12 protein-coding genes are annotated in these 13165 nt (G+C 37.3%); 7 read left to right on the top strand and 5 right to left on the bottom strand.

Annotation, left to right across the window (positions count from 1 at the left end; translation table 11 throughout):
- The first annotated feature begins 4 nt into the window (after positions 1–4).
- From Q0465_RS00340 to Q0465_RS00325, 4 genes are all read left to right on the top strand, one after another.
- On the top strand, positions 5–1291 hold the full coding sequence (locus Q0465_RS00340; RefSeq protein WP_298611207.1) for a DUF4925 domain-containing protein: 1287 nt from the start codon (positions 5–7) through the stop codon (positions 1289–1291).
- A gap of 194 nt (positions 1292–1485) precedes the next feature.
- Entirely contained in the window at positions 1486–1938 is a 453-nt protein-coding gene (gene dtd / locus Q0465_RS00335; RefSeq protein ID WP_298611205.1) for a D-aminoacyl-tRNA deacylase, read from the top strand.
- 54 nt (positions 1939–1992) lie between these two features.
- A complete protein-coding gene (locus Q0465_RS00330; protein ID WP_298611203.1) occupies positions 1993–2322 on the top strand; it encodes a nucleotide pyrophosphohydrolase in 330 nt (109 codons plus the stop codon).
- A 76-nt stretch (positions 2323–2398) separates the two neighbouring features.
- Positions 2399–4804 (top strand): MMPL family transporter, encoded by a 2406-nt coding sequence (locus tag Q0465_RS00325; protein ID WP_298611201.1) that lies wholly within the window; start codon positions 2399–2401, stop codon positions 4802–4804.
- A 234-nt stretch (positions 4805–5038) separates the two neighbouring features.
- Here the strand turns inward: Q0465_RS00325 and deoC are convergent, their stop codons facing one another.
- Complete coding sequence (gene deoC / locus Q0465_RS00320; RefSeq protein WP_298611199.1) at positions 5039–5908, bottom strand: deoxyribose-phosphate aldolase; 870 nt, start codon at positions 5906–5908, stop codon at positions 5039–5041.
- Between the two features lie 34 nt (positions 5909–5942).
- On the bottom strand, positions 5943–6293 hold the full coding sequence (locus Q0465_RS00315) for an MmcQ/YjbR family DNA-binding protein (protein WP_298611197.1): 351 nt from the start codon (positions 6291–6293) through the stop codon (positions 5943–5945).
- A gap of 119 nt (positions 6294–6412) precedes the next feature.
- Here Q0465_RS00315 and mutS point away from each other — a divergent pair, with 119 nt between their 5' ends.
- On the top strand, positions 6413–9028 hold the full coding sequence (gene mutS, locus Q0465_RS00310) for a DNA mismatch repair protein MutS (RefSeq protein WP_298611195.1): 2616 nt from the start codon (positions 6413–6415) through the stop codon (positions 9026–9028).
- Positions 9029–9144: 116 nt separating this feature from the next.
- On the opposite strand, the gene Q0465_RS00305 is transcribed toward mutS, so the two are convergent.
- On the bottom strand, positions 9145–9936 hold the full coding sequence (locus tag Q0465_RS00305; protein ID WP_298611193.1) for a peptidylprolyl isomerase: 792 nt from the start codon (positions 9934–9936) through the stop codon (positions 9145–9147).
- A gap of 212 nt (positions 9937–10148) precedes the next feature.
- On the opposite strand from Q0465_RS00305, the gene Q0465_RS00300 reads away from it, so the two are divergent.
- Complete coding sequence (locus Q0465_RS00300; protein WP_298611191.1) at positions 10149–10544, top strand: SPOR domain-containing protein; 396 nt, start codon at positions 10149–10151, stop codon at positions 10542–10544.
- Between the two features lie 119 nt (positions 10545–10663).
- The gene (locus Q0465_RS00295; protein WP_298611189.1) at positions 10664–11044 is read left to right on the top strand and encodes an SPOR domain-containing protein; all 381 of its coding nucleotides are present in this window, start codon (positions 10664–10666) and stop codon (positions 11042–11044) included.
- Here the strand turns inward: Q0465_RS00295 and Q0465_RS00290 are convergent.
- Positions 11041–11643, bottom strand: coding sequence for a PAP2 family protein (locus Q0465_RS00290; protein WP_298611187.1), 603 nt, complete (start codon positions 11641–11643; stop codon positions 11041–11043). The genes Q0465_RS00295 and Q0465_RS00290 overlap by 4 nt on opposite strands.
- Before the next feature lie 13 nt (positions 11644–11656).
- Positions 11657–13147, bottom strand: a complete 1491-nt coding sequence (gene rpoN, locus Q0465_RS00285) for an RNA polymerase factor sigma-54 (protein ID WP_298611184.1) — start codon at positions 13145–13147, stop codon at positions 11657–11659.
- Between the last annotated feature and the right edge of the window lie 18 nt (positions 13148–13165).

Here is a 13165-nt window from a genome sequence, read left to right as displayed (position 1 = left end):
GACTATGAAAAAAAATTTATTATTATTATTAACGGTGATTTTTGCCATAAATTTTACATCTTGTAATGATGATGACGATTATACTCCTTTAATTCCGCCCAGCGATATTAGCGTAACGTATGGTTCAGACAACGATAACAAATTAACATTAAGTTATAGTGATGTTATTGTAAGCGGGAAACAAATAAAATTTGCCACCACAGACGGAAAAACGGCCTCATTGACTTTAATGGATATTCTTCCGGGAAAAGCAGAAGCGACTTTGGAAAATATCGCCCTGACAGAAGGGGAAGGAGAATATATTTTCAGTGGTACGTCTCCGGTTGCCCGTTCTACGGAATACAGTGTCGCTTATTCTGGTACTGTAAAGAAAGGAGAGATGACTTTAAAATTAAATGTAACTGTTCCGGATCCACAAGGATGGGCTAAGACATATACTTTAGGAGAATATAAGACGGGAGAATTCGTTATGGGGGAGACAACATATCCGGCTTGGGTGTTAAATAGTGCCTTATATGCATCCTGTACATTTGAAGATGCGGAATTGGGAGAGACTTATGCCATGTTATTTAAAGGTTTGGGTGGACTTGTTTTGCCTCAGGTATTAAAATCTGTTACTTTAGCAACAGACGGAAATATTTGTGCCCAATATTATTCAGGCGAAATTCAGATTGATCAGAATTTGATTTTCCCTATGATTGTCGGACAGGCTCCTAGTGAAGAAGTTGTAAATGCTCTAATTCCGACCAGTGGAGAAATTAGTTCACCTAAGAATTTAGCCTACTGGTTTGAAAAAGATGGCAAATTATATGTAAAACTGAATATCACAGCCATAGTTGCTCAAGCAATGAGCGAAAGCGGTACCAGCGGAGGAGATGAAACCCTGGCCACTATTATTGCTACCGTATTAAATGGAAATGCCAGCACAATCAAACAATTATTGTCTCAATTTACAGGCTTGGATTTCAGTGAAATCAGTGATGCCAGTTTTGAGATGTTATTGGATTGGATTAAAAATGGAGTACCTCTGAATGTAGCTAAAGCTGAAAGCGGGCACACTTATATGTATTTGGACAGAACTGCTTTTGATCCCATTTTTAGAGATACTGAAACCCCAGCAGATGATCCTTCTAACATAGGAGCAAAATCAGATTTATTAAAATTATGGAAATTGCTTTCAGATGCTGGAATCATCCCCGAAGATGCACAACTAGCTGTACTTTTACTGGGTGGACTTCTTCAAGAATGGCCAACGAATACTGTTTTCAACGTAGGATTAGATTTAAAATAAACAGGTAATTATTCCTAATATCAGGTTATTTTAATGAACAAAAACCATCCGGGAAATTGTTTTCCGGATGGTTTTTTATTAAAAAGTAAAACCAATAGAACACCAAATGCTAAAATAAAAGTGAGGAATAGCCTTATTTCTCTTTCTTCTTTTTAAACGAAAAGGATATCTTTGCAAACAGAAAAATAAATCCGATGAAAGTAGTCGTACAACGTGTATCTGAAGCCAGCGTAACTTTAGGTGGAAAATTATACTCTTCTATTCGGGAAGGGATGCTGATTTTAGTCGGGATACAAGCCGATGATACTGAAGAAGATATTGAATGGCTAAGCAGTAAAATCTGTAATCTACGGATTTTCGATGACGAAAAGGGAATAATGAATTATTCCATAAAAGAAAAAGGCGGAGATATTTTAGCTGTCAGCCAATTTACTTTAATGGCCCGGGTAAAAAAAGGGAACCGTCCCTCTTATATCGATGCAGCCCGTCCGGAAATCTCTATCCCGCTTTATGAAAAATTTGTACAGGCATTAGCGAAAGAAATGCAGAAAGAAATCAAAACCGGAGTATTCGGAGCTGACATGCAAGTAAGACTGAACAATAATGGCCCGGTTACTATTTTAATGGATTCAAAAAAAAGAATATAAGTGAAAATTTTCACGGCAACTCATACCTTTACACTCAATTTTAAATTATTACCTATGGATCTCAAAGAACTTCAGGCGAAAGTAGACAGTTGGATCAAAATATACGGAGTAAGGTATTTTAATGAATTGACCAATATGGCCATTTTAACAGAAGAAGTAGGAGAATTAGCCCGCGTAATGGCCAGAAAATATGGGGAACAGTCTTTTAAAGAAGGAGAAAAGGACAACCTGGCAGATGAAATGGCCGACGTTCTTTGGGTGTTGGTCTGTTTAGCCAATCAAACCGGAGTAGATTTAACTCAGGCGATGGAAACTAATTTCGCAAAAAAAACGACCCGGGACGGAAAAAGACATAAAAACAATCCTAAAATACAAGAGCATTAATATATTTCTTACTAAATTTGTTCGTTTAAATAATAAAATTTATTTTTCAAGCTGCAAATTTTCCAAATATTACTAAATGTGGACTAAAATAGCAGGAATTATTCTGCGGAATCGGATTGCGTTTATTATCGGTGTTTTACTAGGAACACTTTTCATGGGATTTCAAATGAGAAATATTCAGATGTCCTATGAAAATGCAGATTTACTCCCTAAGACCGACAATGCTTATCTCGATTATTCCCGTTTCAGGGAAACATTCGGACAAGAAGGGAATGTGATGGTTTTTGCAATTCAGGATTCCAATTTTTATGAATTAGACAAAATTAACGACTGGATAGAGATGGGGGATAGCATAAAAGCTCTGAAAGGAGTGAATGCCCTTATGTCTATCACTCATACGTTCAATCTGCACAAAAATACAGCATTAAAGAAGTTTGAAGTACGCCCTATTTTCCCCAAACATATTCAAAATAAACAGGAACTGGACAGTCTGGCGTTCATTGCTGAGAATCTGCCTTTTTACAATGGAATGCTCATTAACCCAGAGAAACATACTTATAACATGCTGATCACCGTTTCAGCCGATGTTATGAACTCTCCGGCACGGGTACAACTGGTGAAAAATGTTTTAAAAATCACAGACCGTTTTACCGGAAAATACGACCTGAAAATGCATTATTCCGGTATGCCTTATATACGGGTTATCAATGCAGAAAACATCAAAAGGGAAATGTATATGTTCATTGCCTTGTCTTTATTGATTACGGCAGTTATTTTATACTTATTTTTCCAATCTTTCCGTATCGTAGGTTTTTGCGTCGGCATTATCGGAATTAATGTCATCTGGGCAATTGGCTTTATGGCTCTATTAGGTATAAAAATTACCTTATTAACTGCTATGCTGCCCCCTTTACTTATCGTTATCGGCATTCCGAATTGTGTATATATGGTCAATAAATACCATGCAGAATACGTACGGCATAGAAATAAGATCAAGGCTTTACAACGTATGATACAAAAAATAGGAAATGCGTCCTTATTATCCAATCTTACTACTGCTGCGGGATTTGCAACTTTCATCATTACCTCCAGTCAAATATTGGTAGAATTCGGATTGATTGCTTTTATCAGTATCACCACCGTCTTTCTCATCTGTCTGATCCTGATTCCTACCGTTTTCAGTTATCTCCCTGTTCCCGATGAAAAACAGACGAAACACCTTTATAATCCCTTTATCAACAAAGTCATAGACAAACTTGTTTTTTGGGTTATGAACAGGCGCCACACCATTTACTATATTGCCGGAATATTGGTTATTGCAGGTATTTACGGGATTACGCGTATGAAAACAACGGGCTATATGGTAGACGACTTAAAAGAAACAGATCCCATTCGTCAAGACTTGTCTTTTTTTGAATCCAATTTCGGAGGACTGATGCCATTGGAAGTCACTATTGATTTCAAAAAGCCCAATCAGGTATTTAAGCTTTCAAATCTGGAAAAACTAGATCAATTAAATACGGAACTCTCGGAAGATCCGGATCTATCCCGCGCCATATCGGTCGTTGAAGCGGCAAAATTCGCCAATCAGGCTTACTACAATGGGAAAGCTTCTTATTATAAGCTTCCGAACAATATGACAAAAAATTTCATCATGAAATATGTGATGGAATCTACAGGCGGGATAGACGCGATGTCGAAATCTTTCGTCGACTCAAATATGCAGATCGTAAGACTTAGTTTTCGTGTTAAAGATATCGGAACCCAAAAAATGGAAGCCAAAGAAGATTCTTTGTATCAAAAAATCGAAAAAATATTCCCGGCAGATAAACACCAGGCAACAGTGACAGGCTCCAGTGTCATTTTTTTCAAAGGGAACCAATACCTTATTACGAATTTATTTTCTTCTTTAGCTTTGGCGATCATCCTTATTGCAGGTTTTATGGCCTGGATGTTTAAAAGCAAGCGGATGGTACTCATCGCTCTGATCCCCAACGTAATCCCTCAAATTATCACGGCCGCAATCATGGGCTATGCAGGGATACCGATCAAAGCCTCTACTATATTAGTATTCAGTGTCGCTTTCGGTATTTCTGTCGATAATACCATCCATTATCTCGCTAAATACAGACAAGAATTGCAAGCCACAAACTGGAGTATACGTTCTTCAGTCGTATTGGCCCTGAAAGAAACAGGGCAGAGTATGATATATACTTCTATTATTCTGCTCTTTGGTTTCGGTATATTCTGTCTGTCCAGTTTTGGCGGAACATTTGCATTAGGATTACTGACATCCATTACTTTATTTGCCGCTATGCTGGCCAATCTGATTTTGCTCCCTTCTCTTCTTTTGACGATGGAACATAGCATTACAAATAAAACGTTCAGGGAACCCTTATTACAAATTTACGACGAGGAAGAAGATATCGATCCGGACAAATTGGAAATTGAAAATGAAACAAATAAATCTGATTTAAATTAATCTGAAAGTTTGAATGGAATAATACCCAAGATATCTTTTAGTTTTCTGGATTTAATAATTCAGGTCAGGGGAAAATAAGGTTTGCTGATAAATAAACTTTTGGGTTCTCCGATAAAAGATGCATCAGAAATTTTACTATTTCCGCAAAATCTCTGAACAAAAACGAATCGGACACAGACAATCCTTCATCTGTTTCGTTTATAAACAGCTAAAAACTTTTAGAATAATCTGAATTTACTTTTCTAAAGCTTTGATTTCTTTCGTAAGATCATCCATCAGCTGAGAAGCTCCTATACGGAAGTACTGAGGGCTGAGCCACTCTTTTCCTAAAATGTGATTGACAATAGTTAAATAACGGACTGCATTCTGAGCTTTGGAAACGCCGCCGGCAACTTTTAATCCTACCCGTCTGCCTGAAGCAGTGTAATACTGTTTTATTGCTTCACACATAATATATACTGACTCAGGAGTTGCATTTACAGGTACTTTTCCAGTAGAGGTTTTTATAAAATCGGCACCAGCATATGCTGCAATCAAAGAAGCATTAAATATACTCTCTACGTCCTTTAATTCTCCCGTTTCCAAGATCACCTTCAAACGGACCTCACGGCAGGCCTCACGAATTTGCTTCAGTTCCTGAAAAACTTTCTCATAATTTTTTTCCAATATATCCCCTACAGTAACGACTACATCCACCTCCTGGGCTCCAGCTTCTATAGCCATTTTACATTCGCTCAATTTAATTTCAGTAAATGTCTGCGAAAACGGAAAACTTCCTGCTACTACAGCAGTTTGGATATTACTTCCCTTTAACCCTTCCCGTACAACTGATGCAAAATTAGGAAATACACATACTGCAGCTACTTCTTTTAAATCATTTTTTTTCAATTTCTTTAACAGATCAGCCACAAAATTCTGAACGGACTTTTCTGTATCCGTGACTTTCAGGGTAGTGTAATCCATACACGACATACATAATTCTAAATTTTCAATATTGTATGCCTGTTTTATTTCCTTTTCGACCACGCCATCCAGTTCAAACTGAATACGATCTTCCAAATTCGCCCAATTATGAGCTGCTAACTCTTCCGTTATATATTCCATTACTAAAATGTTTAAAATTGATTCTTGCCAGAGACTACAGTCCCCATTGCATTTTTTCCTTTTTTGTCAAACCAGCTACTACCAGTTTATATGATTTCCGGATCCACACTTTTAACATACTGTCACTGATAGACCCGTCTAATAATACGGTATTCCAATAATTTTTGTTCATATGAAATCCCGGACTTACAGCAGGAAACATTTCCCGCATTTCCCGGATTTCATCTGAAGCACATTTTATATTTATCCTTAAATCCCCTTTCAAAAAAACGAAACAAAACCACTTATTGCATACCTTAAAAACCAACACTTCCTCTTCAAAAGGCATAGCTTCCTGTACATATTCCAGAGATAAGCAATATTCCCGCAATTCCTCAATATTCATGAATGCAAAATTACACAATGTTTGCGAGCTTTTAAACTTTTCTCCGACAAAATATTTATATTTGCCTTAATAAACGTGCGTGATAAATATTTGTAACAATAAATTATTCAAACTCATATATGCCAAATAAGGAAAGTGAAGATACCCCGTTAATGAAACAGTATTTTTCGATGAAAGCCAAATATCCGGATGCAATTATGTTATACCGGATGGGTGATTTTTATGAAACTTTTGGAGAAGATGCTGTAATTACGGCTAAAATTTTGGGGATTACCCTGACAAAACGTTCACACGGTTCTCCCGGAGATGTCCCTCTGGCTGGTTTTCCTCACCATGCTTTAGACGTTTACTTACCTAAACTGGTAAGAGCCGGACAACGGGTTGCCATCTGCGAACAATTGGAAGATCCGAAATTAACGAAAAAAATCGTGAAAAGGGGAGTCATAGAATTAGTTACTCCTGGCGTATCTTACAGTGAATATTCCACTGATACCAAAAATAATATATTCCTGGCTTCTGTCTATTTTAATAAAACAGAGGCCGGTCTCACTCTTTTAGATCTTTCTACCGGAGAATTTCTCACAACAGAAGGGCCACATGCAACGATAGATAAATTATTGAACAGTTTTCAGCCCAAAGAAGTCGTTTATCCCAAAGGGCAGGAAGCCCGCTTCCACGAATGGTTCGGAAATAAATTTTATATTTATCCGATTGAAGAGTGGTTTTTTGATAAAGAAACTGCTCAGGATAAACTTAAAAAGCACTTTAATGTCAATTCTTTAAAAGGTTTTGGCATCGAAAATATGAATTGCGGCATCTGTGCGGCCGGAGGTGCTTTGAATTATCTGGAGATCACAAAACACGATATGATTTCCCATATCACCTCTATTTCCCGTATTGACGAATCGAATTATGTCCTGCTGGATAAATTTACACTCCGAAACCTGGAATTACTGTCTTCGCCATATGAAGAAGGAAAATCTCTGGCAGATATCATCGATTATACGACAACTCCTATGGGAAGCCGTACCCTCAGACGATGGATATGTATGCCTTTGAAATCTCCGGAAAAAATCAATGAAAGACTGGAAATCGTCGAAACTTTTACTAAACAGGAAAAGGAACGGCTCGAAATTGAACTTTTACTGAAAAGTATCGGAGACTTGGAACGACTTGCATCCAAAATAGCAGTAGGACGTATCACTCCAAGGGAAATGATACAATTAAAAGTAGCTCTTTCCTGTATACCGCCGTTAAAAGAACAATGTCAAAAAACTCAATCAAATGTATTGCAAAAACAAATAGAAAAACTGGAAGACTGCCAGGCATTGTTCGATAAAATAGACAAGCAAATCAATCCCAATGCCCCCAATCAGGTGAATAAGGGGAAAGTCATTGCTTCCGGGGTAAATGCAGAACTCGACGAACTCCGGGAACTCTCGGAAAATAGTAAAGAATCCCTGCTCCGGATGCAGCAGAGAGAAATTGAGATTACAGGTATCCCTTCCCTTAAAATCGGATTTAATAATGTATTCGGATATTATATCGAAGTGACCAAAACCCATAAAGATAAAGCTCCTGATACCTGGATCCGAAAACAAACCCTAGTAAATGCAGAACGTTATATCACACCTGAACTAAAGGAATATGAAGATAAAATATTAGGAGCAGAAGATAAAATCCTTTCTATAGAAACGGAACTATACAATGACCTGATAGCAGAAGCCGCCTCTTATATTAAAGCGATACAGACCAATGCCAGGATTATAGCTTCTATAGATGCTTTAATTTCATTTACAGAAGTTTCTCTGAAGAACCGATATACACGCCCTGAAATAAATGAATCCGATTGTATCGATATACAGGGCGGACGCCATCCGGTAATTGAAAAACAGCTTCCTCCCGGAGAAGAATACATTGCCAACGATGTCTATCTGGACAACAGCAAACAACAGATTATTATTATTACAGGACCGAATATGGCCGGTAAATCGGCATTACTCCGCCAAACTGCCCTGATTACCATTCTGGCACAGGCCGGGTGTTTTGTTCCCGCAGCATCAGCTAAAATCGGATATGTTGATAAAATATTTACCCGGGTAGGGGCTTCCGATAATATCTCTCAGGGAGAATCCACGTTTATGGTTGAAATGAATGAAGCCGCTAATATTCTAAACAATATATCTGACCGGAGCCTGGTACTTTTTGATGAATTAGGAAGGGGGACTTCCACTTACGACGGAATCTCTATCGCCTGGGCAATTGTCGAATTCTTACACGAGAATCCGAAATACCGGGCCAAAACATTGTTCGCTACCCATTATCATGAATTAAATGAAATGGAACGTACGTTTAAAAAGATAAAGAATTACAATGTTTCCGTTAAGGAAATAGATAATAAAGTCGTATTCCTCCGCAAATTAGTCAAAGGCGGATCCAACCACTCCTTTGGTATACAGGTAGGACGAATGGCAGGTTTACCCCAATCTGTTATAAAAAGAGCCTCAGAAATTTTAAAACAACTGGAAAATGACAGAGATAAGGACAATCAGATACAAAAACATGTAGAAACAATCGCTACGGAGCGCGAAGGTATGCAATTGAGTTTTTTCCAATTAGAAGATCCTGTTCTGATGCAAATACGGGACGAGATCGCCGGACTTGATATCAATAGTTTAACCCCTCTGGAAGCTTTGAATAAATTAAATGAGATTAAAAAAATTACGGGGATTTAGTTGATAGTATAAATTCAAAAAATATTTCTTAAAAAGCCGGCCCATACCTAAAATGCACCTCAAAGGAAGAGAAAACTTTTGAGGTGTTCTTTCTAAATGAAAAGCCGGATTTTCTTTTATTTCATCTTTACGATTACAGCATCTTTCAAAGGCCGGTCCCGTTCGTCCCTTTTTAAGGCAGCAATCTTATCCACAATTTCTTGTCCTTCTATTACTTCCCCAAAGACAGTATAATCCCCGTCCAAATGCGGAACTCCCCCGATTGTCGTATAGGCTTCTCTCTGAGCTGCTGTTAAAGTCAATTTTTCATCTTCAAACAAACGATTTGCCCGTTCACGGATATCCTGGTAAATTAAATCTAAATTTTCCCGATCCTTTATCAATTCGTAAGCCCGGATCTCGACTTCTTTTTCTTTTTTCAAACGGTCCAAAATAGCTTGCTGACGCCTTGTATTGATTTTCACTACCACAGAATCTAATTCCGAAGGACGGAATACTTTGCCCTGGACAATGTAAAAATGAGAACCACTGGACTTTTTCAAGGGATTTACGTCATCTCCTTCCCTGGCAGCAGCAAGCGCTCCTTTTTTATGAAAAAATTCAGGACGGATTTCAGCATCAATTTCATAATCAATACTGTTTCCCCCCAAAGCCTGTCCCGCCTTTGCATGCTTAGAATCAGGATCACCTGCTTGTATCATAAATTGAGGAATAACTCTGTGGAATAATATTCCTTCGTAATATTTTTCTCTTACCAATTTCAAAAAATTATTCCGGTGTTGGGGCGTTTCTTTATATAAACGAACTTTAATATCTCCCAAATTCGTTTGTACAATGACGATATCCGGATCTCTTTTTTCACATCCCCAAAACAGAAGGAGAATAAAACTTATTAAAACACATTTCATTATTTTCAGCTTTAATGGTAAAATATAAGAATGTTTGTAAATCCAGTTGTAAACGTCTAACAGATCTTATAGAAAAGATACTGAATTCCTTATTTATGCAAAAATAAAGGTTCTTATCTAAATATAAATCATTTTTTTACTAAATTTGTAACGTACTGTAACTTATTTGAATCCAAATCAGTTATATTTAGGAATGTTTAAATTCAAGGGAAATGAAAACAATCGCAATCCTTTTTATCTTATCGTTATGTTGCTTTTTCAGCAGTTGTAAAGAAAAGAAGCAAGCAGAACCTGTAGTGGAAAAACCAGTTATGGTAAATGACAGTATCGAACCGTCTCCCCTGACTGAAGTAGAGAAACCCCTTAGAAATGAAGTACAACATTATTTCCTTATCGCCGGTTGTTTTGAATACAAGGAATTGGCAGATAAATTATGTGAAAAGCTTCAAAAAGAAGGATTTGATTCTAAAATTATTCCTTATTATGAAAATTTATATCTGGTAAGTTATACCGGTTATGCTACGCAGCAAGAAGCTGAAGAGGCACTGAATACGCTGAAACACGAAAGTGGAAAAGAAAAAACCTGGATATACCATCCTAAAAATTAAAAACCTATTACATAGAAGGGTTGAAGGTGATTTTTATCGTGTAATTATTCAAAATGTATAGAGTTTTACTTTTATCAGGAATTTGTTGTTGTCTTGCAGGTGGCTGTAATCGTCAGAAAATGGATTCGAAATATTTGACGAATATAACAGTCGTACGGGATTTAAATAAACCTGTACCAACTTCAGTTAAAGATACATTAGAAAATAAAAACAACAGACTTCTGCAGAAAGACTCTATTTCCCCTGAAATACGTTCTCCCAAGAAAGGTCCTTATTATATGATCGTAGCCAGCTATACCTATGCAGAACGAAGTCAGGCTGAAAAATCCACCGAGAAATTAAAAGCCGGGGGTTACCCGGCCCTTCTGTTAGAAACAGGCAACCGTCTACGGGTCAGTATCGATAATTTCTCCACCGAAACAGAAGCAAACCGACAACGCAAAAAATATTGTGAACTGATGAAGCGGGAAGATATATGGGTTTATAAAATGCCAGATTAGTAGAGAATTGCCACCACAAAACTCAATCCGAAAAGAAATCCGGCATAGATCTGCGCCGGGCTATGTTTTTTCAAATACAAACGACAAGTAGCCAAGATTCCGGATAAAATTAAAACAATCATCAAGCTCTCCCGCACTTCTCCCCAATACCGAAACCCGATAATCGTAATAAAACCGCATACAGCCCCTGCTGCTGTCATATGCATACTCATTTTCCAACGGAGCGTAATAATTGAAAATCCGGATAAGACAATAATCAATACTAAATACAATTGCTGTACAATATTGGTGTAAGGCATTTTTCCTATCAGATAAAAACCAAGAAAGGCTGAGAAAATAGCAACTAAGGCAGGATAAACGCGTTCCTGTTTTACAGATAAATGATAATTGCTAATAAAACCCAATTTTTTAAATATAACCATCCCTAATATTGGCATTAATAACAGGGCCACAAAGGTGATGGAATAGCAATACATCTGAACAGAAAAGGGAATAATCAGGGAAAAAACGGAATCAGAATTAAAAATAAAAAATAATCCATACAAAGGAACCAGTAAAGGGTGGAACAGATAAGATATACTTTGAGCTAAAACCTTCATATATTTCGGGGTATTATATTTCTCGTCTTAACCGGGCTACAGGGATATCCAGCATTTGCCGGTATTTGGCAATGGTACGACGGGCAATTTGATAACCTTTCTGATTCATTAAATCCACCAGTTCATCATCCGTTAAAGGCTTCCTCTTATCTTCGGCATCAATAATATCTTTTAATGCATTCTTTAATTCACCTGTACTAACTTCCTCCCCACTATCCATTTGCATACTTCCAGTAAAGAAATCTTTTAAAGCATAAATACCAAACCAGGTTTGTACATATTTAGAATTTGATACCCGGGAAATAGTAGAGACATCCAAACCTGTTATATCCGCAATATCCCTTAAAATCATGGGTTTCAATAAACTCTCATCTCCTGTAAGAAAAAAAGGTTTCTGAAATTGCACAATTGCGGTCATTGTCAGCATTAACGTATTATTCCGTTGCTCAACGGCATCAATAAATGATTTTGCGGAGTTTAATTTATACTTTACAAAAGAAACGACATCTTTTTTATCTTTAGCACTTTGACCATTTTTATATCCATCCAGGATATTTAAATAAGCTTTATTGATTCTCAATTCAGGCAAATTTCCGGAATTAAGGGTCAATTGAAGTTCTCCGTCTACTAAATCCAAAGTGAAATCAGGAATAACTTTTTCTGCATTTCTTTCAAAAGAAGAATCCCCTCCGGTTCCTCCGGGTTTAGGATTAAGTTTTAGAATTTCCTCGATAGCTATTTTCAAATCTGTATCCGAGATGCGCAATTTCCGGGCTATCTTTTCATAATGTTTCCGGGAAAATTCCTCAAAACAATCCGTTAAAACAGCCTGAGCCATTTGCAAAACAGGATTAGCCGGATTTTCTGAAAGCTTATGACGGACTTGCAACAATAAACATTCTCTTAAATCCCTGGCCCCTACACCAGAGGGCTCAAATTCCTGAATAATTTTCAAAAGCTTTTCTACCTCCTGTTCAGAAATTTCTATTCCTGCTCCAAAAGCCAGATCATCGACAATATTTCCGATATTCCGCCGTAAGTAGCCGTCATCATCAATATTGCCGATAATATATTCTGCTACTTTTCTCTCCAAATCGGACAAATTCCGCATCCCTAACTGACTCATAAGATTTTCCCGGAAGGTCGTCCCCTGGGAAAAAATCAAATCCCTGGCTTCATCGTCTTTCGAAGCATTAGAAACAGACAATTTATAATCCGGAATATCGTCTTCATCATTCATATAATCTTCCAGCGTAAAATCATCTTCATTTTTCTCCTGTCCTTCTTCGTCGTCTTCCCCTCCTTCAAACTCTTCTTCATTTTCAACCGTATATTCGGATTCAGGTTCTTCTTGTCCTTCCTCCAGAAGAGGATTAGATTCCAATTCTTCTTTTATTCGCTGTTCTAATTGATAAGTAGGCAATTCCAGCAATTTAATCAACTGTATCTGAAGCGGATTTATCTTCAGCCCCAGCTTTTGTTGCAAACTTTGCTTTAGTGCCATAATGATAAAATAAAATCT

Source organism: uncultured Odoribacter sp. (genome assembly GCF_937966165.1).
Taxonomy (GTDB): domain Bacteria; phylum Bacteroidota; class Bacteroidia; order Bacteroidales; family Marinifilaceae; genus Culturomica.
The sequence above is the reverse complement of the archived record's forward strand: the minus strand, read 5'-3'. Positions and strand labels throughout refer to the sequence as shown.